The sequence below is a fragment of the Caballeronia sp. LjRoot34 genome, assembly GCF_964253815.1.
Taxonomy (GTDB): Bacteria; Pseudomonadota; Gammaproteobacteria; order Burkholderiales; family Burkholderiaceae; genus Caballeronia.
The window spans coordinates 1,478,063-1,502,321 of the sequence record NZ_CAXUSB020000001.1 but is presented as its reverse complement, the minus strand read 5'-3'; the positions used below and the strand labels follow the sequence as shown (position 1 = coordinate 1,502,321).

Genomic DNA, 24,259 nt, shown 5'->3' with positions numbered 1-24,259 from the left:
CGTAACGCTAACTCGCTGAAGCCGCCACACTGGCCCGCGCCTTATGCAATTTCTTGTAACTGTCGATCAAGCGGTGGTGCCTATCCAGACCCTCCAGTTTCATACTCGTTGGCGTGAGCCCGTAGAAGCGTACGCTGCCGTCCACTGACCCCATTGCCGCGTCCATCCGAGCGTTGCCAAACATCCGACGGAAGTTGACCACGTAGTCGTCCAGTTCCAGGTCGTCATCGAGCAGCACCTCCAGGACCACATTCAAGGCCTGGTAAAACAATCCGCGTTCGACCGTGTTGTCGTTGTACTGCAGGAAGGCACCTACCAGCTCTTGTGCCTCCTCAAATTGCTTCAAAGCGAGATGAATCAGCAGCTTCAACTCGAGGACGGTTAGCTGTCCCCATTCCGTATTCTCGTCAAACTCGATGCCGATCAAAGTGGCAATATCGGAGTGCTCATCCAGTTCATTGTTATCCAGCCGCTCAAGCAATGCTGCCAGGCCGGCATCGTCCAGGCGATGCAAGTTCAAGATATCGGCGCGGAACAACAGCGCCTTGTTTGTGTTATCCCAGATCAAATCCTCGACCGGATAAACTTCCGAATACCCGGGCACCAAAATCCGGCAGGCCACGGCGCCCAGCTGGTCATACACTGCCGTGTACACCTCTTTGCCCATGTCTTCGAGAATGCCGAACAACGTTGCGGCTTCCTCGGCATTGGAGTTTTCACCCTGGCCAGAAAAATCCCATTCAACAAACTCGACATTCGCTTTGGCGCTGAAAAAGCGCCACGACACCACACCGCTCGAATCAATGAAGTGCTCTACGAAGTTATTGGGCTCAGTCACAGCGTTACTGACAAAGGTGGGCTGGGGTAAATCGTTCAGGCCTTCAAAACTGCGCCCCTGTAGCAACTCGGTAAGACTCCGTTCCAGCGCCACCTCAAAGCTTGGGTGTGCGCCGAACGAGGCAAAGACGCCGCCTGTCCGCGGGTTCATCAACGTGACGCACATCACAGGGTAGGTCCCACCCAGCGACGCATCCTTGACCAGCACCGGAAAGCCCTGCTCTTCCAACCCCTGAATCCCGGCCAGAATGCCGGGGTATTTCGCCAGCACTTCGTGCGGCACATCAGGCAATGCGATTTCACCTTCCAGAATTTCACGCTTTACCGCTCGTTCGAAAATTTCGGACAGACATTGCACCTGCGCTTCGACCAGCGTATTACCCGCACTCATGCCATTGCTGACGAACAGGTTTTCGATCAGGTTGGACGGAAAATACACCACTTCGCCGTCCGACTGCCGCACAAACGGCAGCGAACAGATACCGCGCTGCACATTGCCGGAGTTGGTGTCATACAGATGCGAGCCACGCAACTCGCCATCGGGATTATAAATTTCCAGGCAGTACGCATCCAGAATTTCAGCCGGCAGCGCATCCTTACGGCCAGGCTTGAACCAGCGCTCGCTCGGATAATGTACAAACGCCGCATTGGCAATGTCTTCGCCCCAAAACGTGCCGGCGTAGAAATGATTGCAATTCAGTCGCTCGATATACTCTCCCAATGCCGACGCCAACGCGCCTTCCTTGGTCGCGCCCTTGCCATTGGTAAAACACATCGGCGAGTGCGCATCGCGGATATGCAGCGACCACACATTGGGAACAAGATTGCGCCACGAAGCGATTTCAATCTTGATGCCTAAGCTCGCCAAAACGCCCGACATATTGGCGATGGTTTGCTCCAGCGGCAGATCCTTGCCCGCGATATAGGTGCTGGCGTCAGAAGCTGGCTTCGACATCAGCAAGGACTGAGCATCGGCATCCAGGTTCTCCACCTCTTCGATGACAAACTCCGGTCCGGCTTGCACCACTTTTTTCACCGTACAACGGTCGATGGAGCGCAAAATACCTTGACGGTCTTTGGCCGTGATATCCGCCGGCAACTCAACCTGAATCTTGAAAATTTGTTGGTACCGGTTTTCCGGATCAACAATATTATTCTGCGACAGGCGGATATTTTCGGTAGGAATATTGCGAGTTACGCAGTACAACTTCACAAAGTAAGCTGCACACAGGGCCGATGAGGCCAGGAAATAATCGAAGGGACCAGGCGCCGAGCCATCGCCCTTATAGCGGATAGGCTGGTCGGACACTACCGTGAAGTCATCGAACTTGGCTTCAAGGCGTAGCTTATCGAGAAAGTTGACTTTAATTTCCATGGGGAAATTCCAAAAATGGTGCTCAAAACAAAATATAAAGCCCTGTAAAAAACAGGGCTTTAATAGTTAATCAACTAGCGAATGATGTTTCCTGGCGGGAATTCTACTCCACTCGATTGTCGATTCAACGGCTGGAGCCTTGTGGAGAGGGGTAAATTGACGTGCCATTCGACGATCGGCAACATGTCTTCGCCACATGTGTACGTGTGTTGAACTCCCAGTTGAGGGCGCGGCATGCCGCTCAATTCTCGCCACGCGCGCGCTTCAACTCGAGGTAGTTCTGGTTCGCCTCAGCATCGTCCGCCCGATACGCGATGTTCGGAGCAACGCTCCCGTCCTCTCCGTTAAGACCCGGCAATGACAGGAGGTTGTCTCGGAGATCGCCCCTGGAAACGGAAGCGGCCATCAATGGAAGGAGATACGCGTCAAGGTGCTTGCCTTGCGGATTTTCCAGTTCCCGGGTAAGCGATTCCAGGTAATCCCCCTTCCGGGACACATTCCAGTTAATGGCGAAGCCTGCGCGGTGGCAAAGCTCCGCGTGGACGAGAAATGGTACGACCGTTCCCGTCCAGAAAAGGATGGCCCCAAGCGAAAGCGCCCATGACCATCCCCGGCTTTTCACGCATTGTCTTTGGATTGTTGCCTGCCGACAGGCCCCATTCAACGGCACGCTGGCACAACTCCGACGCTTCGAACTGTATTCTCTGCACCTTCCCGACCAGTCGTCCGACACTGAGAGCATGGCGATCCTGGCCTGCCCAAGGGTAAAACTCGCCAAACAGGATCCGATGAACCTCAAGGAAGTGCACGTACGTAATCGAACCTTTGATGGCATGAAGGTACGCCAATGCTGCCTCGAGGTTCGACTCGAAGAATCCGTGTTCTATGTACTTGAGTTCATCCAGATCCTTGATGCTGTCGACGTTACGCAGGTAACCCTTGGTTTCGTAGTCCCCGAACGGATCGAACACGCTTGACTTCCCTTATGTGGTTTGCCATCAATCGGGCAAACTGCCGGCCATTAATCCGATCCTGCTTCTTGAGCGCAACCAGCAGCTTACCTGTCAGATCGAGCTTGACATCGTCACCCGCCGCTCGCGTCACTGCCTCGGCGAAATCATCGAGGCCCGAGCGCCCGTATTGAACGCCGTAGGCTTGCGCAAGCCGTTCGACAAACTTCCCGACGTTTTGTGTTGGCAGCTTGTCGACATCTGCAGGTAGCCTGGGGACGGCGCCCATTTGCGGTCTTTCGCGTTGACCGACATACCGCACCCGGATGTTATCCCAGCCTAGCTTGCGAGAAATCCGGCTCGCGCCAGTGTCAACCAGGCAAACGGAGTGACCGTTTTCGTGCTGGATTGTGACATTAAGCACCGCGACACCCAGCTTCCCGAGCGCCTCGCGCAACAGCATGTCACAACCAACGGCAAATCGCGTGTCGCCTTCCGGATCCGGACTGGTCTTCGCATAAACACCCGCTCCAAGTCGAACCAGGCGTCCATTGGCAACGAGGTGCTGAAGCGCAGCGCTAAGGTGCGACGAACTCCCCAAGCCAGCCAGTTCACGTCGAAGCACGACATTACCCGACCGCTTCTTCAGCGACATCAAAAGCTTACCGTCCAGGTTCATCAGTCACCTCTAAGGCCGGCGTACAAGGTTCTTGTATAACTCACCTTAAAACTCTTAACAAACAATGAGTTACAGACACAAATCCTGCCGAACCAACAGCATGTTTCGTCGGCTGGACGGCCGCTACCCGGGCTTCTCGCAGTCGTTCATGAAGCGTCGGCGATCCGCATTGCACTGGCTAGACCGCCACAAGTCGCTCATCCCAACGCCACCGCCACAATCGTGCACTCGGCGCATACCGTCGGCCCTACCGTCATTTTGCGGCACACATTCGGCCAGCCGTCTCCCGAATCGTCGAGAATTCGCTTATCTAGCAATGACTTACAACGAGAGAAATAGCAAAGAAAGTTTTGTGACAGATCGCATAAACCATTGATTTTATTATGATTTTTTAAAACCTACTCCCACTCGATTGTCGATTCGATGCTGAAGCCTTGCGTGGACGGCGCTTCCACCGCTCGCGTGACATTGATACCGTTAGCTATACCGAAGATTCCTGCAGGCATCCACCGGCTTTCATCCAACCGTATCGGACAATGGATGCCGCTATTTTTCGCAAAATCGCCATAATGAGGCATGTCAATAACCGCATTGACCAGTTCCAGCAACAATAGATCCGAACCGAAGCGGCGATAGCGGATCAGCTCTACATTGCGGTTGATCTGCTGCACGGCATGCGCATCGTATTTGGTGAAGTCGGCTGCAATACAGAGCAGACGCGGGACGCTCCAATCGATTAGAGCTGCAGTCGCGTGTCCGAGTTTCTCCATAACCAGCAGCTTGAACTCGGCCTGATGGTCCATCAGCCAGTCCAAATAAAACAGACCTTGATTGATGACGTTCTCGCCGACGGACCGTTTGTATTCAAGTATTACTGGGCCGTCGTTTTCATCCAATCCTAATGAGTCGATGCGACCGGCATGGGTCTTTCCGGTCGCATACTCACTGGCCAAGAAGCGAATACCGAGGAGCGGTTCGAGATTATTCTCGATCAGGGTCTGCAGCGGCTTTTCCAGGTCAGAGGCCTGCCCTTCCAGTTCCGTGGCTACACCTGCGGCCAAATTAAAAAGTTTGATGTCGCTCATTTCTTAATCCTGTACTCAGACGCAGAGAAGGCATCTGCGAGACGCCGTTGTTCCTGAGCAGAAATACCTAGCGAGTCGGCAATGATTCGCCACTGCGATACGACCTGTTGCTGCCGTTCGATGATGTCGTTCGCGTCCCCAACAGTGATTCGGAAATACGGTGCCACCGACCGCGCCAATTCCGGATCCATGGCGTTGTCGACCTCGCTGATATTGAGCTTGAGCCCATGTGCATGAGGCACTGGGTTCATGTCGAACGCAGGGGACAGCCGCCACCCCCTGCCTGAGTCGAGTAGGAATCCGTGGTTGCGCAGATGATCGTCAGTGTTCGAAACCAGCAGGTTGAAGACAATGCGCGACCACAGTTCGCGCAGGTCAACGCCCGTCTGTGCCCCCTCGGTCATCAATACGCGAGCAATTTCCAGATAGCTGGCGCCGGTCGAAGCGTCATCGCCATCCTGGTGGTCGGTTAAATTCATTGCAGAGGCAAAGTGCAGACGTCGGCTGTCCGCAGTGCGATCGAAACGCTTGACGAGGAACGTGTGATGCGGGCTACCGAAGCGACGTACCAGCGCGTCGGGCACGTTCAGGCCGGACGCCTTGGCCAGCGTATGTACAACCATTTCCCAAGCGCCAACGTTGTGTTCGTCGCGTACGCTTGGAAACTTGGCCATCCACAAATGACCCTGCGGGTCGACAACGCTGGCCTTTGGGCGAGCTCCACCCAGGGACCCGCCGGGAGCGATGAGCATGCGTAGCCATTCATCGGCTTGATGGTCAGTGTTGTCTTCGTCGCGCTCTAGCGCCAGGCTTGCGGCTTCCAGGGCGCGCAGTTGCACGAATGGCGGTGCAGCAATATTGTGCTGATCGTCGAGGAAAGTACCGTCTGCGTTGCGGCGAAAACGTAAAGCACCGACGCGGTACGTGTCATGCACGCCCAGCAGGTAGTCGGACTCGTAGAGCCGTGACTTGGGATCGGCCAAGCCTGCACGCTGCGCCCGCTCCAGACGACGGCGCATCAGCAGGCGGCCCCAGCGGTCGGGGCTGGCGTCGGCGAAAGTGCCGAAAGTGTCTTGGCCCTGCCCCGGGTATTGGCGGCCTTCGAACAGGCCGAGTCGGGGATCAAGCCGAAGGTTGGCCAAATCCCGGCACCTCAGAAAAGCGGAATCGAACTCAAAGTCGAATATTTCCTTGGCTGCCGTGCGGTGGGTATAGAGGCGACCCAGCAACAACGGGGCTGACAGGCCAACCCAATCGCCGTGGACGGCGATGAAGTCGTCGCTCATCTCCCCCCCTGCTTTTTCTTGGCAGGCTTCGCGGCTTTGATGAGTGCTGCAAGAGTGTCTGCGCTTACGAAATCGCTGCCGGGGGTCCAATCTGCGGAGCCATTCGGTAGGAAGTCGGCCTCCGTTTCGAGAGATGACGGGCTCGGTGCCGTCGCAGACGGCTTTGGTAGAACTTGCGCGGTGAGGGACGCCTTTCGGGTCTGGCGTGGCAAGGCTGCGTCCTGTAGGCCACGACCCAAGAGATCTTCCTTAAGCATTAGATCGAGGTCGTGCTCAACTCCCAAGACCTGCATCACCGACAGATAGGCACCGATCGTGACGCCGGAGCTACCACGCTCCAGGCTACGCAGCGTGACCGTGGTCATCCCTGCCCGTTCAGCCACTTGCTTCGCAGTTAAGTGCCTGCGCAGTCGAGCCAAGCGCAACCGATCTCCGAATTGCTGCAATCGCAGTTCGGTAGCAGGAAGCAAGGGAGCGGTTTTTTTGGCCATAAAGGCAATATTACAACCTTATCAAGCCAAAAAGGAAAAAATATTATCCTTTTTACTCCCACTCAATCGTAGCCGGCGGTTTCCCCGAAATATCATAAACAACGCGATTAATCCCGCGAACCTCGTTAATAATCCGGTTCGAAACATGCCCTAACAGCTCATGCGGCAGGTGTGCCCATTGCGCGGTCATGAAGTCCAGCGTTTGCACGGCCCGGAGAGCAACCACATACTCATAAGTCCGCCCATCGCCCATCACACCCACGCTTTTCACCGGCAAAAACACCGCAAAGGCCTGACTGGTCAGCTCATACCACGACTTGCCCGACTCCTTATCAAACGTATTCCTCAACGTTTCGATAAAAATCGCATCCGCATGACGCAGCAATTCAGCGAACTCCTTCTTCACCTCGCCCAAAATCCGCACGCCCAAACCCGGTCCCGGGAACGGATGCCGATAAACCATCGCGGGCGGCAGCCCCAGCTTCACGCCCAACTCCCGCACTTCGTCCTTGAACAATTCGCGCAACGGCTCAAGCAACTTCAAATTCAGCGTCTCGGGCAAACCACCCACGTTGTGATGGCTCTTGATCGTGTGGCCCTTCTTTCCCTTGCCCGCCGACTCGATCACATCCGGATAAATCGTCCCTTGCGCGAGCCACTTCGCGTCCTTCAGCTTGTTGGCTTCCGTCTGGAACACTTCAACGAACTCGGCACCAATAATCTTCCGCTTCGCTTCAGGATCGGTCACCCCGGCAAGCTTCGATAAAAACACTTCGCTGGCGTCAACATGAATCACCTTGACGCCGAGATGATCGGCGAAGGTCGTCATGACCTGCTCGGCTTCATTCAACCGCAGCAAACCATGGTCAACAAAAACACACGTCAATTGCGCCCCGATCGCACGATGCAAAAGCGCCGCCGCCACCGACGAATCCACGCCGCCCGACAACCCCAGAATCACGTGCTCATCGCCGACTTGCGAACGAATCTTCTCCACCGCTTCATCGATGTAATGGCCCATCTCCCAGTCCGGCCGCGCACCGCACAACTCGAGCACGAAGCGGTCGAGCATCGCGCGTCCCTGCACGGTGTGCGTGACTTCCGGATGCCACTGGAGGCCGTAGAAATGGCGCTCGTCGTCGGCCATCGCGGCGATCGGGCAAGACGGCGTCGATGCCATCAGCTTGAATCCGACCGGCATGTCAGACACCTTGTCGCCGTGGCTCATCCACACTTTCAGCATGCCGTGACCTTCGGCCGTCTGGAAGTCTTCGATGCCGTTCAGGAAGCTCGTATGGTTATGCGCCCGCACTTCGGCATAACCGAATTCGCGAACATTGCCGAGTTCAACCTTGCCGCCGAGTTGTTCGGCCATCGTCTGCATGCCGTAGCAGATGCCGAGCACCGGCACGCCGAGATCGAAGACAACATGCGGCGCACGCGGCGACCCGAGTTCGGTGACCGAGTTCGGGCCGCCCGACAAGATGATGCCCTTCGGCGCGAACTCGCGGATGAACGCGTCGTCGACGTCGTACGGATGGATCTCCGAATACACATGTGATTCGCGGATGCGTCGTGCGATCAACTGGGTGACTTGGGAGCCGAAATCGAGAATCAGGATCTTGTCGTGCATGGCAGCGGCCGGAAGGCGAGTGAACGGAAAACGGTTGGCAAAGGCGCAAAAACGATAACGCAAGCAGCAGGAACGAGGTCCCGCGCATCGCCATCGCGTCACGCAGAAAGTTCAACGGCCGGCGCTGGTTACCGACCGCAGCAAGACAGATTCATCGATACAACGAAACGCGATGCTCCGTTCCTCGACAGGTGTTCGACCAAACCGGCACAGTCGCGAAGAGCTATGCGCGCAAGCCGTCAGCGCGGATCGCGGCGAACCGGATCGATAAACTGTCCGGTAATCGGATCCACCGTCCGACCGGTGACCGGGTCGATCGCGCGACCGGTTTCAGGATCGAGCTTGTGACCGCTGACGGGGTCGAACGCGCGGCCAGTGGCGGGATCCAGCGAGCGCCCCGTGGCAGAATCGACGACATGTCCGGTCGCCGGATCAAACGCAGTAGCCGATGGCGCCAGCGCAGCGGGACGTGCGGGCGCGAGCGGCGGGATAGCCTCGCCCACGACGGGCTCGATCAGCTCACTATCCCAGCGAGGATTGGCCGGTGCAACGGGGTCCGACGACAAAGGCCGCGGCGGCGGAGTCACACGCTCTACACGCTCCTCCACCTTGGTCTTCGCCGCACGTTTCTCGGCACGCTCGGCCGCAGCAGCCCCGGCCAGCGCAGCGCGCTCGCGCCGCCGCACCGCACCTGACAGCCTCACGCTGCCCAGCCCCAGCACCAGCATGGCCACGCCGGCCAACGCCGCAATCACCTGACCAAACCCCGTCAACTCGGGCGTATGCAACCCGAGCAGCCATACCATCATCACCAGGCCCGACAACCACTCCACATGTCCCGCCACCTTGGCGGCCGTCGCGGTCAAAGCGCCATCGATAGCAGCATGAACCGCGAGCCACGCAATACCGATCAGCGCGATCCCGAACAACTGTCCGACAAACGGCGGCTGCACGGTCACGAGATGCATCGCTGCCCACAAAGCTGTCCATGGCGTGAGCAGGAACAACACGCCAAACGCCAGGAAAATCAGTGCATTGATGACAAGAACAGCGCGCAGCAGCGGTTTCATGGTCATTCCACGTGGTAGTTGGGCGCTTCCTTCGTGATCTGCACGTCGTGCACGTGCGACTCGCGCATGCCGGCGCCCGTGATCTGGACGAATTCGGCCTTGTCGTGCATTTCAGCGATATTGCGGCAGCCGCAATATCCCATGCTCGCCCGCACGCCGCCGACCACCTGGAACAGGATCGCGTTGACCGAACCCTTATAGGCAACCTGCCCTTCGATGCCTTCAGGCACCAGCTTGTCGATATTCGCCGAGTTGTCCTGGAAATACCGGTCCGCCGCGCCGTCCTTCATCGCGCCGACCGAACCCATGCCGCGATACGCCTTGAACTGGCGGCCCTGGAACAGAAACACGTCGCCGGGGGATTCTTCCGTGCCAGCAAGCATACTGCCCATCATCACGGCGTCAGCGCCGGCTGCAAGCGCCTTGCTGACATCGCCGGAAAAACGCACGCCGCCGTCAGAGATCACCGGTACGCCCGAGCCGCGCAACGCGTCCGATACGTTAGCCACTGCGGTAATTTGCGGAACGCCAACCCCCGCCACGATCCGCGTCGTACAGATAGAACCCGGGCCGATCCCGACCTTCACGCCATCCGCGCCGTATTCCACGAGCGCCTTGGCAGCCGCAGCCGTGGCGATATTCCCGCCAATCACTTCAATATGCGGATAGTTCTGCTTCACCCAGCGCACGCGTTCAAGCACGCCCTGGCTGTGTCCGTGCGCCGTATCCACCACGATGATGTCCACACCCGCCGCCGACAGCAGCTCAACGCGCTCCTCATTTTCCGGACCCACGCCGACTGCCGCGCCAGCGCGCAGCTTGCCGTGTTCGTCCTTGCAGGCGTCCGGGTGTTCGGTCTGCTTGGTGATGTCCTTGACGGTCATGAGGCCGCGCAATTCGAACGCGTCGTTGACGACCAGCACGCGTTCCAGCCGATGGCTGTGCATCAGCGCCTTCGCTTCGGCGAGCGGCGTACCTTCCTTGACCGTCACGAGACGTTCACGCGGCGTCATGATCTTGCGCACTTCGTCGTCGAGACGTTCTTCGAAGCGCAAGTCGCGGTTCGTCACGATACCGATCAGCTGCTGCCCTTCGACCACCGGAAAACCGGAAATGCCGTGCTGTTGCGTGAGAGCGATCACGTCGCGCACTTTCATTTGCGGCGGAACGGTGATCGGATCGCGCACCACGCCCGATTCGAAACGCTTTACTTTCGCGACTTCGCGGGCCTGTTCGGCAGCGGTAAGGTTCTTGTGGATGATGCCGACACCGCCGAGCTGGGCCATCGCAATAGCGAGCCGGCCTTCGGTGACTGTGTCCATGGCGGCGGACAACAGGGGCATGTTCAGCGAGATCTTGCGGGTAACCTGTGTTTTCAGGCTGGTGTCGCGCGGGAGAACGTTGGAAAACGCGGGCACGAGGAGCACGTCATCGAACGTGAGTGCTTTCTGGATCAGACGCATGGCAAATCCTATGGGCGCAAAACCGAATTATACCGATAGTTCCCCGGATTTTCACTGCCCGAACAGCAGGTTAGGTGGCATTCCTCGTTTTCCGTCGCAATTTTCGGGCCTCGGCCGGGTGGGAGATTTACCTCGCCGTTTCGGTTTTTCGCTCGATTTGCGTTCGATACAAGTTCGGTTTTGCGGATGCCGGCAAGGATGCCGGCATCCAGACGAATCGCCCTTACCGCGCTTCCTTGCGCGTCCACCGCCGCCCTTCAATGGACCCGCCGCGCCGCGTCTTCTCAACCCGCCTTTGCCGCGCCACCTTCGGATCAACCTTCAGCGGCCGATAAATCTCCACCCGATCGTGATCGGCAAGCACTGCATCCAGCGCCTGGATCTTTCCAAAAACGCCCACTTTCTGCACGTTCAGATCGATCTCGGGAAACTGTACGAGCAATCCACTCGCCTCAATAGCTTCCCGCAGAGTCACACCATCGCCCAGGGAAAGCGCACACACCGCGCTTTTCCCCTCGGGCAACGCATAACAAACCTCAACGGAAAGAGTCATCACTTTCCATACCGCTGATCTGCGCGCTTCACGAACGAATCCACGAACGTGTGCGCGATATGACTGAACACCGGCCCGATGATCTTCTCGAGAATGATGTTCGAAAACTCGTAATGCAACGCGAACTCGATCTTGCAGGCATCGGCCCGCAACGGCGTGAACCGCCAGTAACCGGTGAACTTCTTGAAAGGACCGTCCATGAACTCCATATCGATGGTGGTCGGGCGCGTATGCACGTTACGCGTGGCGAAATGCTGCTTGATGCCCTTGAAATTGATGTGGATCTTCGCTTCCATGCTGTGTTCGTCGTGGCGGCCTACTTCCACGCCTCCACACCACGGCAAAAAATTCGGGTAATCGGCGACATCGGTGACGAGGTCGAACATCTGCTCTGCAGAGTGACGGATCAATACAGTTTTCTGGACATCTGCCATAAAGGGCGCAACGCGTGGCAAGAGTGGGAAGCTTTGCGGGCTTTACCTCGCCCGCGCTGCTAAAATCAGGATTTTAAACGAGTTAGGCACTTTTCATTCATGAGCATCATCGACAACAGAAAAGCCTTCTTCGATTACTTCATCGAAGATCGCTACGAGGCGGGGCTCGTGCTGGAAGGGTGGGAAGTCAAGGCGCTCCGGGCCGGTCGCGGCCAGATCAAGGAAGGCTACGTCATCATTCGTGACGGCGAACTGTTCCTGATCGGCGCGCACATCAGCCCGCTGCCGGAAGCATCGACCCATATCCATCCGGACCCGGTCCGCACACGCAAGCTGCTGCTGCACAGCGAAGAAATCTCGAAGCTCATCAGCAAGGTCGAGCAGAAGGGTCATACGCTCGTGCCGCTGAACTTCCACTACAAAGGTGGTCGCGTGAAATGCGAGATCGGCCTCGCGAAGGGCAAGAAGCTCCACGACAAACGCGAAACCGAGAAAAAGCGCGACTGGGAACGTGAAAAAGCGCAAATCATGCGCGGTGCCAAGCATTGAGCACCACCGGCATGATAGTGAGCATATCCAAGCAAAAAAAGGGCGTCGACCATGTAGTCGACGCCCTTTTTTATATGGCTAGCTGAATCAGCTCTTACGAATCACGCCACCACCCGTTCCATCGCCCTTGATGATGCTCAGCGCCGACGCGATCATCGAACTCATCTCCGACAAATTCCCCGGCACGATCAGCGTATTACCCTGCTTCGCGATGTTCCCGAACGCAGTGACATATTGCTCTGCAACCTTCAGGTTCACCGCTTCCATGCCGCCGGCTGTTTGTATCGCCGCACCAATCTTCTCAATTGCCTGAGCATTCGCGACAGCCACCGCCAGAATGGCCGACGCCTCGCCTTCGGCCTGATTGATCTGCGCCTGACGCTCGCCTTCCGACTTGTGGATGGCCGCCTCACGCGCGCCCCACGCAATATTGATCTGCTCCTGCTTGCGACCTTCCGACGCAGCAATCACCGCCCGCTTCTCGCGCTCGGCCGTGATTTGCGCCTGCATCGCGTGCAGGATCTCCTTCGGCGGCGTCAAATCCTTGATTTCATAGCGCAGCACCTTCACGCCCCAGTTCGCCGCAGCCTGATCGAGTGACGTCACAATGCTGTGATTGATGTAGTCGCGTTCTTCGAAGGTCTTGTCGAGTTCGAGCTTGCCGATCACCGAACGCAGCGTGGTCTGCGACAACTGCGTGATGGCGTAGATGAAGTTGCTTGACCCATACGATGCCTTCATGGCGTCGGTCACTTGAAAGTACAGCACGCCGTCCACCTGCAACTGCGTGTTGTCGCGCGTGATACAGACCTGGCTCGGCACCTCCAGCGGAATTTCCTTCAGCACGTGCTTGTAGGCCACGCGATCGACAAATGGCACGACGATGGTCAGCCCCGGCGTGAGGGTCGCGTGATAGCGCCCGAGCCGTTCCAGCACCCATGCGTGTTGCTGCGGCACGATCTTGATCGTCTGCGCGGCAATCGCAATGACGATAATCAACAAAATTGCCCCGATGATAGTCACGTCCATCTCTACTCCTTGTTATGCGTGTCTTACTTGTCGACCGGCTTATGAAAACTTAAGCCCGGCCTTAAGCCCGATTTCCATCTTCTCAGCGGGTTGCCGCAACGACCAGCGTGTTGCCGGAAAACGCCGTGATCCTGTACATATGCGCGCCTTCAGTCTCCCCCGGCGCCAGTTCAATGTCCCATTCCGCCCCGCGATACAACGCCCTCGCGCGGCCCTCGTGCCACTCGTTCACCTTCAGCGTCTCGCCAATGTCCAGGTTCACGCCCGGATCATGCGATGCATCGCGCCGGGTAACGTGACCCAGCTTCGAGCGCCGCAATACGGTGACGGCGATCATCGCGACCAACGCGGCTATGAGCAGCTCAATCTCCAGTCCCGCTCCAAACAAATGCGCGATCCCGCCCGCGACAAAACCCACCGCCACCATCAACAGATAAAACGTGCCGGACATCAACTCGAGCAACACGAGCACCCCGGCGCCGATCCACCAGAAAAGTCCGTTAGCAGCCATGCGATTCTCCAAACAAAAACACCCCGGAACGTCCGGGGTGTTATAGCACGCTTACTGTTTTGAAAGCTTGATACTCTTTCGATACAGCCGCATGTTTTACTTATTCAAAGCTTTGGCCAGCGTCTTCCATGTGTCGATAATCGTGTCCGGATTCAGCGACATCGACTCAATGCCTTCCTTCGCAAGCCATTCGGCGAGATCCGGATGGTCCGACGGGCCCTGACCGCAAATGCCCACGTACTTGTTCAGCCGCAGACAGGTTTCGATCGCGCGCTTCAGCATGAACTTCACAGCTGGGTCGCGCTCATCGAAGTCGATTGCGAGCAACTCCATGCCCGAATCGCGGTCCAGACCCAGCGTGAGCTGCGTCAGGTCGTTCGATCCGATCGAGAAACCGTCGAAGAACTGCAGGAACTCTTCGGCGAGAATCGCGTTCGACGGAATTTCGCACATCATGATCAGCCGCAGGCCATTCACGCCGCGTTTCAGGCCGAACTTCTCGAGCAGGCCAACGACCTTCTCAGCCTGTGCCAGCGTACGCACGAATGGCACCATGATCTCGACGTTATCGAGGCCCATCTCTTCGCGCACCTTTTTCAACGCGATGCATTCCATCTGGAAGGCTTCGGCGAAGTCCTCCGAGATGTAACGCGATGCGCCACGGAAGCCGAGCATGGGGTTCTCTTCGTCCGGCTCGTAACGCGAACCACCGATCAGCTTCTTGTACTCGTTCGACTTGAAGTCGGACAAACGTACGATCACCGGCTTCGGATAGAACGCCGCCGCAATCGTCGCAATCCCTTCCGTCAGCTTGTCGACATAAAACGCACGCGGCGATGCATGGCCACGCGCGACGCTTTCCACGGCTTTCTTCAGGTCGGCGTCAACGTTCGGGTACTCGAGAATCGCCTTCGGATGCACGCCGATGTTGTTGTTGATGATGAACTCGAGCCGCGCCAGGCCCACGCCTGCGTTCGGCAGATGCGAGAAGTCGAACGCAAGTTGCGGGTTGCCGACGTTCATCATGATCTTGACCGGAATCTCGGGCAATTCGCCGCGCTCGACTTCGGTTACTTCAGTTTCGAGCAGGCCGTCGTAGATCTTGCCTTCGTCGCCTTCCGCGCACGACACCGTCACCAACTGGCCTTCTTTCAGCACGTCGGTTGCGTCGCCGCAACCCACCACTGCCGGCACGCCCAGTTCGCGCGCGATGATGGCCGCGTGGCACGTGCGTCCGCCGCGATTGGTCACGATAGCCGATGCACGCTTCATCACCGGCTCCCAGTTCGGGTCGGTCATGTCGGCCACCAGCACGTCGCCGGGCTGAACCCGATCCATCTCTGACGGATCGTGAATCACGCGCACCGGACCTGCGCCAATCTTCTGGCCGATAGCGCGGCCCGTGGCCAGCACGTTCGACTGGCCCTTCAGCTTGAAGCGCATTTCGGCCTTGCCCGCAGCCTGGCTCTTCACCGTTTCAGGACGTGCCTGAAGAATGAAGATCTTGCCGTCGCGGCCGTCCTTGCCCCACTCGATATCCATCGGACGCTGATAATGCTTTTCGATGATCACCGCGTACTTCGCGAGCTGGATCACGTCTGCGTCGGTGATGGAAAAGCGGTTGCGCTGCTCGTGCGACACGTCCACCGTCTTCACGCGGCCGGCTTCACCAGCGTTCGTGAATTCCATCTTGATGAGCTTCGAGCCGATCGAGCGGCGGATGATCGGGTACTTGCCTTGTTCGAGCGTGGTTTTGAAGACGTAGAACTCGTCCGGATTCACGGCGCCCTGCACGACCGTTTCGCCCAGGCCGTAGCTCGACGTAATGAACACGGCGTCCTTGAAGCCTGATTCGGTATCGAGCGTGAACATCACGCCGGCCGCGCCCACGTCCGAGCGGACCATGCGCTGCACGCCCGCCGACAACGCGACTTCAGCGTGCGTAAAACCCTTATGCACTCGATACGAAATAGCGCGGTCGTTATACAGCGACGCGAACACGTGCTTCATGCGATCGAGCACTTCGTCGATGCCGACCACGTTCAGATAGCTTTCCTGCTGACCCGCGAACGATGCGTCCGGCAAGTCTTCAGCAGTCGCCGAAGACCGCACGGCGAATGACAGCTCTTCCGGCGAACTGGCCTGAAGCGTATCGAAGCCTTTGCGAATCAGTTCTTCGAGGCGCGGTTGCATCGGCGCGTCGACGATCCATTGGCGGATCTCCTTGCCAGCTTCGGCCAAGGCTTTCACGTCGTCGACGTCGAAGAGTTCCAGACGTTTGGCGATGCGCTCGGTCAGATTGTTGTGATGCAGGAAGTCGCGAAATGCCTGTGCCGTGGTCGCAAAACCAGTGGGCACCTGAACGCCGGCTTCGGCGAGCTGGCTGATCATCTCGCCGAGCGACGCATTCTTGCCGCCGACAACGTCGACGTCGGTCATTCGCAACTGCTCGAATGGAACTACATACGCTTGGTCCTTTGCAACGTTAGCTTCGTTAGTCATGTAAGCCCCTAAGGTGGATGGAATTCACGATCATGCAAGTGGGCTCGCAGCGGCGGCGCTCATTGGGGGCGCGTACCGCAACCTGCATAACCTGTTTGATAAGCACATGCCGCATGTTTCGATCCACGCGCCGTTTGGGGGCGGGACGTGTCGCGTAGCCGCCGAACGTGAGCCCTTCCAAAACCGCGTTGCGATGCTGGAAAACACGACTTCGAAACACATCGATATCGGTTAAAACTGCCCATAAAATCTACGTTTTGTTTCGAAAACGCACGAATGGGTGGTAACTTCCGTGAATCGATGATTAATCGTCCGCAATTGCTTATCGAACAGGTTGCCGCTATTCTACCGTGCTACCTCTGGGAAATGTTTCATCGCGGGGCATAAAAGCGCTGCGTAATGAGACCCTTCACACGTGGATGGTGTGGCGGCGCACATCAGGTGTTTTAGTGGATGCTTACTTTGGAGTTATTAGCCTGACGCCGCGCCCGGCGCGACGTAGATAAGTGTTCATGCCCAGGCCTTTTGCGTCAATCCGTCCGACCCATTAATCGACCATAATCAGCGTCAATTCATTTCACATAATTTCACGACCCTCAACGCCGATGCCGCCTACCGTATTCATCGTTTCCGATGGCACCGGGATCACTGCCGAGACCTTCGCACATTCGATCCTGTCCCAGTTCGACCAGAAATTCCGGCTCGTGCGCGTGCCGTTTGTTGACTCGACCGAGAAGGCGCATGCGACCATCGCGAAGATCAACGAGGCGGTGTCACTCGATGGCCGTCGGCCGATTGTGTTCACCACGTTGGTGGACAGCGCGTCGAACGAGATCGTGCGGCGGTCGAACGCGCTGGTGCTGAACATGTTCCAGACGTTTATCGAGCCATTGGAACTGGAACTCGACATCAAGTCGACGCACGCGATGGGCCGGGTCCACCAGAACGCGGATACGGACGAATACAAGAACCGGATTGAGGCGATCAATTTTTCGCTGGCGCACGACGACGGCCAGTCGAATCGGAATCTGTCCGATGCCGATGTGATCCTGGTCGGCGTGTCGCGTAGCGGCAAGACGCCGACGTCGCTTTATCTGGCGATGCAGTACGGTGTTAAGGCCGCGAATTATCCGTTGATTCCCGAGGACTTTGAACGTGGGCGGTTGCCTACGCCGTTGCTTCCGTATCGGGAAAAGATGTTTGGCTTGTCGATCGATCCGCAGCGGCTGGCGGAGATTCGCAACGAACGGCGGCCAGGGAGTAAGTATGCGGCGCTGGAGAATTGCCGCTATGAGATCAATGAAGCCGAGGCAATGATGAAGCGCGAAGGGGTCAAGTGGTTATCGTCGACGCATAAGTCGATTGAGGAAATCGCTACGACCATCTTGCAGGAAATCCGCTTGGAACGGCCTTCGTACTACTAGTTTTCGCTCGCGCCGGTGGACGGGGTTTGGGGGCGGGTGGTTCTGGGGTTAGTGGTCGGGGTTGGTGCTGGATTGGTCGACTCAGGGGTTAGCGGTCGGGGTCTATGCCGGGTTGCTGCTTTCAGCGTTAGTGGTCTGCGAGAGTCGGATTTTCTCTTTATCACTATTAGCCACTGTGCGTGGCGGCACGTCATTTCTTTGTCCAAAGCGACAAAGAAACGAAGCAAAGAAAACGCTTTCAACCACGCTACCCTAAGTGTCCACAGCGTGCAGTTTTCATTCATGGGTGCCCCAAAAGCACGGTGCTCGCCAGAGCCACGGATGTGTGAACCCCTCCTTCTCGCGAATCCTGACACGAACACGCTTCGCCCCGTACGCTCTCGGGCAAGCACATTTGCTAAGGAACCTGCACGGCCTCACGGGTATTTACGGCTGCGGTTTTTTGACAGGTTAGCTACTTGGTCCGTGCGACCGTATTCATAGGCCACAGCTTCATGCGTGTTTGTGTTTACTGCTTCAGTTTTTTGTGAATTGGCTGCGCGTTCTGTACAGCTATTTTCGTCGGTTACGGCCACCTGCATCTTTGCGGCTTCGTTTCTTGGCGGGTTGGCGACGAGGTTCGAGGCGCGTACACATTGGAGGGAGGTTGTCCGCGGATAGCGCGGGGTGCTCCTTGGGCAGGTTCAATCACTGGTGGCGAAGCGTGTGGTTCCTTGACAATGGTGCTTGCCCGAGAGCGTACGGGGCGAAGCGTGTTCATGTCAGGATTCGCGAGAAGGAGGGGTTCACACATCCTTCGCTCTGGCGAGCACCGTGCTTTTGGGGCACCTATGAATCAAAACTGCACGCTGTGGACACTTAGGGTAGCGTGGTTTAAAAGCGCTTTCTTTGCTTCGTTTCTTTGTCGCTTTGGACAAAGAAATGACGTGCCGCCACGCACAGTGGCTAATAGTGATAAAGAGAAAATCCAACTCAAGCAGACCACTAACACTGAAAGCAGCAACCCGGCATTGACCCGGACCGCTAACCCCAGAACCAACCACCCCAGCACAAACCCCGACCACCGCCCCCCTAGCGCGAGCGAAATCCCTGCCGACATTGCTCAAAAAGGCAAACCGCGGCGGCGGCCGCCACATTCAGCGACTCCATGCCACCCGGCTGGGGAATGGTCACCCGAAGCGTCGCGTGGTCGCGCCAAAATGGCGAAACACCCGCACCCTCATTGCCCATGACCCAAGCCACAGGCCCCGACAAATCCACATCGTAGATCGCCTTCGCACCGTGCGAATCAGTGATAGTCACCCGCACCTCGGGAGAAAACCGCGACAGCAATTCCGCCGGTTCAACATCCTCGTAAATGCCGAGCAGGAAATGCGCGCCCATGCCCGCCCGCAGCACCTTCGATGACCACGCAAACACCGTCCCGGGCATGCAAAACACATGCTGAATCCCAGCCGCCGCGGCACTCCGCAAAATAGATCCAACATTGCCGGCGTCCTGGATGCCATCGAGAACCAGACACGTCCCGGTAATGCGCTCGGGCAACAATGGCGCAACCTTCTCAACCAGCAACACCATCCCCACACCATGCACGACACTCGATAGCTGTCCGAACAAAGCATCGGGCAACGTATAAACATGCGCAGGATCGATCCGCCCGACAATCTGCCGCGCTTCATCGTGCTGAAGCGCACCCTCGGTGACAACGCACGTCTCAGGCTGCCCACCCACATCAAGATAAGCACTGGCGAGATGCAGCCCTTCGAGCAACGCGTGACCGCTGCGGCGCTGCTGCGCGGTCGATCCGGCGAGCGCCTTCAGGCGCTTGTAAAGCGGGTTATCCCGCGAGGTAATGGCTTTCACTTGGGGAGAATTCAGAACGGAGGAGCGTCGATGCCCTGCTCCGCGGCAGCCGCTTCCAGCACCCCGGCTGCAACGACCGGCAGCGCCGTGCCCAATCGCGCATGCGCCTCGCGCACGGGCGCAAACGAACGCCGATGATGCTCGCAAGGCCCATGTTCAAGCAACGCCCTGAGGTGCTGTGGTGTACCGTAACCGGCGTGGGCATCGAAACCGTAAACGGGGTGGACTTCGTGCAATTGCAACAGCATGCGGTCGCGCGTGACTTTAGCCAGAATCGACGCCGCCGAAATCTGCGCGATCAACGCGTCGCCACCAATAATAGCCACCGAACGCATCGACAATTGAGGACACCGGTTACCATCAATCTTCGCCACCGTCGGCGTAACCGACAACCCTTCCACCGCGCGTTTCATCGCGAGCATGGTGGCGTGGAGAATGTTGATTGTGTCGATTTCCTCAACCGTCGCCGAAGCCACGCAATAAGCCAGCGCACGGTCGATAATTTTCTCGTACAACTCCTCGCGCTTCCTGGCGCTCAACACCTTCGAGTCGTCAAGTCCGCGAATCCTGGGTTTCGATGGATCGAAGATCACCGCAGCCGCAACCACAGGACCCGCCAGCGGGCCACGGCCGGCTTCGTCCACGCCGCAAATGACGTCGGACGGCGTATCGACATCGAAGTCAAACGCAGGCTGCCCCGCGCGCCGTACCACGCCTTTCGCGACGATCTTCGCCATTACCGCGGCCTCCTCGTTTCCAGAACCTGCGCCACGGCCTCGGCCGCGCGTTGTGCGGTGTTCTGACGCAACGCGTGGTGCATTTCCGTGAAGATTTCCGTCAGTGTCGCGCGGTTCGCTTGGTCGTTCAACTGTTTGAGCGTGGCGTCGGCGAGCGCTTCCGGCGTGGCGAAATGCTGGAGAATCTCCGGCACGACAAACCGCCCGGCCAGAATGTTCGGCAAACCGACATACGGCAAATAACCCTGCCGCTGCATGATCTGACCCGTCAGCCAAGGCACCTTGTACGAGATGACCATCGGCTTCTTAAGCAACGCCGCTTCCAGCGTCACCGTGCCGCTCTTGACCAGGATGGCGTCGGCGGCGGTCATCGCGACCTGGGCCTTGCCTTCAGTAATAGTCAGGGCCAGATTCGGATGGGCGGCCACCAGCGGCTGCAACAATTCGCGCAACGCGGCAGTCGCCGCCGGCATCACGAAACGCACACCGGGTTCGCGACGCTGCATCAATTCCATCGCGTCGAAAAAGGTCGGGCCGATCAGCGCGATCTCCGAACGCCGGCTACCCGGCAACACGGCGATAATCGGACCGCCTTCCGGCAAGCCCAATGCGCGGCGCGCGCCTTCAACGTCAGGCACGAGCGGGATTTCATCGGCGAGAGGATGGCCCACGTACGTGGACGCAATACCCGCCTTCTCCATCAGCGCCGGTTCGAACGGGAACACGCACAGCATGTGATCGACGGCTTTGACGATCTTCTTGATCCGCCCGCCACGCCACGCCCAGATCGACGGACACACGAAATGCACCGTCGGAATACCGGCGTCGCGCAACGCGTGCTCGAGACCAAAATTGAAATCGGGCGCATCCACGCCGATAAACACCGACGGCGGCTCAGCCAGCAGTTGCCGCTTGAGCTCGTTGCGAATGCCCAGGATCTCGGGAATATGCTTCAGCGCTTCGACATAACCCCGCACCGTGAGCTTGTCCATCGGCCAGTGCGCGTCGAAACCAACGGCCGTCATGCGTGGGCCGCCAATACCATTGAACTGCGTGCCGGCCGGCAAGCGCTCATTCAGGCCGCCCAGCAGGGAAGCCGCGAGCAGATCGCCCGACGGCTCACCCGCCACCATCGCAACGCGCAGGGGGGCGGGGGCCAGCGTCATTGGGCGCTCGGTCAACGGATGATGCCGCGCTGCGACGCGTCGATAAAATCGGCCAGCGCCGTCACAGGCGCATCACCATCGCCGCCTGCGGACGCGAGTTCGCGCAATTGCACCTTCGCTTCTTCAAGCGTCGCGCCGCTCTTGTACACCACGCGATACGCCGAACGCAGCGCCGAAATAGCCTCAGCCGAAAAGCCGCGCCGACGTAGCCCTTCCACGTTGATACCGTGCGGTTCAGCCTTGTTACCGGCGGCAATCACGAATGGCGGAATGTCCTGCACGAGCGCGGAAGCCCCGCCCAGCATGGAATGCGCGCCAATGCGCACGAACTGATGCACGCCCGACATACCGCCGACAATGGCATGGTCGCCAATGATCACGTGCCCCGCCAGTTGCGCGTTGCTCGACATGACGATGTTGCTGCCGAGCTGGCAGTCATGGCCCACGTGCACGTATGCCATGATCCAGTTGTCGTCGCCGATGGTGGTCACGCCCGTATCCTGCACCGTGCCGGTATGAATGGTGGTGAATTCGCGGATGGTGTTGCGGTCGCCGATCACGAGCCGGGTGGGCTCGTCCTTGTACTTCATGTCCTGCGGCCGGCCGCCGACGGATGCGTAGTGGCCGATGCGGTTGTCGCTGCCGAGGACCGTATGGCCTTCGATTACGCTGTGCGAGCCGATAGTCGTGCGCGCGCCAATCTGCACGTGCTGGCCGACGATCGCGTACGGACCGACTTCGACGGATTCGTCGAGCTGCGCGCCCGGCTCGATGATCGCGGTAGGGTGAATCTTGCTCATGCGCCCTCGCCTGGTGTTCTGTTGCTGAGTTTGCTCTGCTCTGCCCTGATCAGCCGCGCCGGTTAAGGCGTGCCTGGCGTCTTCGTGTCGGCGGCCGTGTTCTTCACGGTGCACATCAACTCGGCTTCGGCTGCCACCGCACCGTCCACTTCGGCACGTGCGCTGAATTTCCAGATGCCGCGCATATAGCGCTCGAAGTTCACGTTCAGGATCAGCTGGTCGCCAGGTTCGACCACGCGCTTGAAACGCGCCTTGTCGATGCCCACGAAGTAATACAGGGTCGTTTCCGGATCGTGCGGTTCCTTTTCCTCGGCGAACGTCAGCAGCGCGGCCGCCTGCGCAAGCGCTTCGAGAATCAGCACGCCGGGCATCACCGGCCGTGTCGGGAAGTGACCCTGAAAATACGGCTCGTTGACCGTCACGTTCTTCAGCGCTTTGATGCTCTGATGCGGCGTGAGTTCGAGTACACGGTCGACAAGCAGGATCGGATACCGATGCGGCAGCAACGTGAGAATCTTGTGGATGTCTAGATTGATTTTTTCGGTGCTCATAGTCGTTCTGCTCGCGCGCTTCACAGCGCGGGTGTTGACTGCGAAACCGCTCGTCAGGAAACTTATAAGCTAACAAGCCTGCCAAGCGGCTTCGCGTGGGATGCCGGGTTTTACCGCGGGTTTTACCGCGGGTTTTACCGTCTTAATGCTTGCCTGAAGTGCTGTCCGGGGTGTTATTCGCGGTGGTATCCGGGTTAATGCCTGCGGCTACCGCCGCTTCGAGCGTCTTGATGCGTTCCCGCAACTTGTCCAGATTACGCACAATGGCCGCGCTTTTGTTCCAGTCCGCGTGATTCACGGCGGGAAATGCGCTGGTGTACATGCCCGGCTTCAGCAGCGACTTCGACACGCCGGACTGTGCCGTGACAATCACGTAATCCGCCAGCGTTACGTGGCCCGCAATGCCCACCGCGCCGCCGATCATGCAATGCCGCCCGATATTCGTGCTGCCCGCAATGCCCGCACAGCCTGCAATCACCGTATAGGCGCCGATCCGGCAGTTATGCCCGATCTGGACCAGATTATCGATCTTCACGCCTTCCTCGATCACCGTGTCGGCCATTGCACCCCGGTCGATCGTGGTGTTCGCACCAATCTCCACGTCCTGCGCCACGACCACGGCGCCGACTTGCGGGATCTTGACCCAGCTGCCGGTGCGCGCGTCGCCGTCGCCGGCAAAATCCGGCGCAAAACCAAAACCGTCAGCACCGATCACCGCACCCGCATGCACGATCACTCGCGCGCCGAGCTTACAGCCATGATAGACGGTCACGTGGGGATAAAGATGGACGTCGTCAGCCAGCTTCACGCCCCGACCGATAGTCACGCCCGCATCCAGCTTCACGCGCTCGCCAATCTCGGCGCCCGCTTCCACGCTCACGTGCGGCCCGATCACGGCGCTCGCGGCCACCTTCGCACGGGGATGGATAAACGCCGTGGGATGCACGCCGGGTTCGACCAGCGGCGTCGCGAGGTCGATGAAAACCTGCGCGACACGCGCAAAATAAGCGTAGGGATTCGCCGTGACAATAAAGTTACGCCCTTGCCGCGACGTCACTTTCTCCAGGTCCGCCGGCGAAATCAACACCGCACCGGCCTGCGTGCTTTCCACTTGAGACAAATACTTCAGGTTCGCGAGAAAGGCGAGTTGCGTGGGGCCGGCCTGGTCGAGCGGCGCGAGGCCGTTCACGCGATGCGCTGCATCGCCTGCTATGTCTCCACCGAACCGTTGTGTCAGTTCACCAAGCGTGATCGCGCTGTCAGATGCCATC

Annotated in this window: 23 protein-coding genes; 2 read left to right on the top strand and 21 right to left on the bottom strand. The window is 58.3% G+C overall.

The window, feature by feature from the left end; all coding sequences use genetic code 11:
• Window positions 1-7: 7 nt before the first annotated feature.
• The 12 genes from ACSQ36_RS06610 to ACSQ36_RS06555 form a co-directional block, all read right to left on the bottom strand.
• Window positions 8-2,212 carry an OsmC domain/YcaO domain-containing protein gene (locus tag ACSQ36_RS06610; RefSeq protein ID WP_436181291.1) on the bottom strand — a complete coding sequence of 735 codons (2,205 nt, stop codon included), beginning with the start codon at window positions 2,210-2,212 and terminating at the stop codon, window positions 8-10.
• 241 nt (window positions 2,213-2,453) lie between these two features.
• Window positions 2,454-2,708 (bottom strand): hypothetical protein, encoded by a 255-nt coding sequence (locus ACSQ36_RS06605; protein ID WP_436181290.1) that lies wholly within the window; start codon window positions 2,706-2,708, stop codon window positions 2,454-2,456.
• 7 nt (window positions 2,709-2,715) lie between these two features.
• Window positions 2,716-3,183 (bottom strand): Fic family protein, encoded by a 468-nt coding sequence (locus ACSQ36_RS06600; protein ID WP_436181289.1) that lies wholly within the window; start codon window positions 3,181-3,183, stop codon window positions 2,716-2,718.
• Entirely contained in the window at window positions 3,137-3,841 is a 705-nt protein-coding gene (locus ACSQ36_RS06595; protein ID WP_436181288.1) for a hypothetical protein, read from the bottom strand. The genes ACSQ36_RS06600 and ACSQ36_RS06595 overlap by 47 nt, the downstream gene beginning before the upstream one ends.
• Window positions 3,842-4,239: 398 nt before the next feature.
• Window positions 4,240-4,926: a hypothetical protein gene (locus ACSQ36_RS06590; protein WP_436181287.1), complete on the bottom strand. Its 687-nt coding sequence runs from the start codon at window positions 4,924-4,926 to the stop codon at window positions 4,240-4,242.
• Window positions 4,923-6,212, bottom strand: a complete 1,290-nt coding sequence (locus ACSQ36_RS06585) for a type II toxin-antitoxin system HipA family toxin (protein ID WP_436181286.1) — start codon at window positions 6,210-6,212, stop codon at window positions 4,923-4,925. Before ACSQ36_RS06585 ends, ACSQ36_RS06590 begins: the two co-directional genes overlap by 4 nt.
• Complete coding sequence (locus ACSQ36_RS06580) at window positions 6,209-6,703, bottom strand: helix-turn-helix domain-containing protein (protein ID WP_436181285.1); 495 nt, start codon at window positions 6,701-6,703, stop codon at window positions 6,209-6,211. Before ACSQ36_RS06580 ends, ACSQ36_RS06585 begins: the two co-directional genes overlap by 4 nt.
• 52 nt (window positions 6,704-6,755) lie before the next feature.
• A complete protein-coding gene (guaA, locus tag ACSQ36_RS06575; protein ID WP_436181284.1) occupies window positions 6,756-8,336 on the bottom strand; it encodes a glutamine-hydrolyzing GMP synthase in 1,581 nt (526 codons plus the stop codon).
• 239 nt (window positions 8,337-8,575) lie between these two features.
• Window positions 8,576-9,406: a hypothetical protein gene (locus tag ACSQ36_RS06570; protein ID WP_436181283.1), complete on the bottom strand. Its 831-nt coding sequence runs from the start codon at window positions 9,404-9,406 to the stop codon at window positions 8,576-8,578.
• Between the two features lie 2 nt (window positions 9,407-9,408).
• Window positions 9,409-10,869 (bottom strand): IMP dehydrogenase, encoded by a 1,461-nt coding sequence (gene guaB, locus ACSQ36_RS06565; RefSeq protein ID WP_213764118.1) that lies wholly within the window; start codon window positions 10,867-10,869, stop codon window positions 9,409-9,411.
• A gap of 223 nt (window positions 10,870-11,092) precedes the next feature.
• Window positions 11,093-11,422, bottom strand: a complete 330-nt coding sequence (locus ACSQ36_RS06560) for an RnfH family protein (protein ID WP_436181282.1) — start codon at window positions 11,420-11,422, stop codon at window positions 11,093-11,095.
• A complete protein-coding gene (locus ACSQ36_RS06555) occupies window positions 11,422-11,856 on the bottom strand; it encodes a type II toxin-antitoxin system RatA family toxin (RefSeq protein ID WP_031364028.1) in 435 nt (144 codons plus the stop codon). Before ACSQ36_RS06555 ends, ACSQ36_RS06560 begins: the two co-directional genes overlap by 1 nt.
• A 99-nt stretch (window positions 11,857-11,955) precedes the next feature.
• Between ACSQ36_RS06555 and smpB the strand changes: the two genes are divergently transcribed.
• On the top strand, window positions 11,956-12,405 hold the full coding sequence (smpB, locus tag ACSQ36_RS06550; RefSeq protein ID WP_031364027.1) for an SsrA-binding protein SmpB: 450 nt from the start codon (window positions 11,956-11,958) through the stop codon (window positions 12,403-12,405).
• A gap of 87 nt (window positions 12,406-12,492) precedes the next feature.
• On the opposite strand, the gene ACSQ36_RS06545 is transcribed toward smpB, so the two are convergent.
• The 3 genes from ACSQ36_RS06545 to ppsA form a co-directional block, all read right to left on the bottom strand.
• Window positions 12,493-13,434 (bottom strand): SPFH domain-containing protein, encoded by a 942-nt coding sequence (locus ACSQ36_RS06545; protein WP_213764120.1) that lies wholly within the window; start codon window positions 13,432-13,434, stop codon window positions 12,493-12,495.
• 82 nt (window positions 13,435-13,516) lie between these two features.
• Window positions 13,517-13,945 carry an NfeD family protein gene (locus tag ACSQ36_RS06540; RefSeq protein ID WP_436181281.1) on the bottom strand — a complete coding sequence of 143 codons (429 nt, stop codon included), beginning with the start codon at window positions 13,943-13,945 and terminating at the stop codon, window positions 13,517-13,519.
• 96 nt (window positions 13,946-14,041) lie between these two features.
• Window positions 14,042-16,447 (bottom strand): phosphoenolpyruvate synthase, encoded by a 2,406-nt coding sequence (ppsA, locus tag ACSQ36_RS06535; RefSeq protein ID WP_213764122.1) that lies wholly within the window; start codon window positions 16,445-16,447, stop codon window positions 14,042-14,044.
• Between the two features lie 605 nt (window positions 16,448-17,052).
• Here ppsA and ppsR point away from each other — a divergent pair.
• Complete coding sequence (ppsR, locus tag ACSQ36_RS06530; protein ID WP_213764123.1) at window positions 17,053-17,871, top strand: posphoenolpyruvate synthetase regulatory kinase/phosphorylase PpsR; 819 nt, start codon at window positions 17,053-17,055, stop codon at window positions 17,869-17,871.
• Between the two features lie 1,071 nt (window positions 17,872-18,942).
• On the opposite strand, the gene ACSQ36_RS06525 is transcribed toward ppsR, so the two are convergent.
• The 6 genes from ACSQ36_RS06525 to lpxD all read right to left on the bottom strand — a co-directional run bounded on the left by ACSQ36_RS06525 (window position 18,943) and on the right by lpxD (window position 24,258).
• Window positions 18,943-19,734, bottom strand: a complete 792-nt coding sequence (locus ACSQ36_RS06525; RefSeq protein WP_213763082.1) for a TrmH family RNA methyltransferase — start codon at window positions 19,732-19,734, stop codon at window positions 18,943-18,945.
• Window positions 19,735-19,745: 11 nt separating this feature from the next.
• On the bottom strand, window positions 19,746-20,471 hold the full coding sequence (gene rnhB, locus ACSQ36_RS06520) for a ribonuclease HII (protein ID WP_436181280.1): 726 nt from the start codon (window positions 20,469-20,471) through the stop codon (window positions 19,746-19,748).
• Complete coding sequence (gene lpxB, locus ACSQ36_RS06515) at window positions 20,471-21,637, bottom strand: lipid-A-disaccharide synthase (RefSeq protein ID WP_436181279.1); 1,167 nt, start codon at window positions 21,635-21,637, stop codon at window positions 20,471-20,473. The genes rnhB and lpxB overlap by 1 nt, the downstream gene beginning before the upstream one ends.
• A gap of 11 nt (window positions 21,638-21,648) precedes the next feature.
• The gene (gene lpxA, locus ACSQ36_RS06510) at window positions 21,649-22,437 is read right to left on the bottom strand and encodes an acyl-ACP--UDP-N-acetylglucosamine O-acyltransferase (protein ID WP_213763087.1); all 789 of its coding nucleotides are present in this window, start codon (window positions 22,435-22,437) and stop codon (window positions 21,649-21,651) included.
• Between the two features lie 62 nt (window positions 22,438-22,499).
• Entirely contained in the window at window positions 22,500-22,988 is a 489-nt protein-coding gene (gene fabZ, locus ACSQ36_RS06505) for a 3-hydroxyacyl-ACP dehydratase FabZ (RefSeq protein ID WP_213763089.1), read from the bottom strand.
• Window positions 22,989-23,130: 142 nt separating this feature from the next.
• Window positions 23,131-24,258 (bottom strand): UDP-3-O-(3-hydroxymyristoyl)glucosamine N-acyltransferase, encoded by a 1,128-nt coding sequence (gene lpxD, locus ACSQ36_RS06500; RefSeq protein ID WP_436181278.1) that lies wholly within the window; start codon window positions 24,256-24,258, stop codon window positions 23,131-23,133.
• Window position 24,259: the final 1 nt, after the last annotated feature.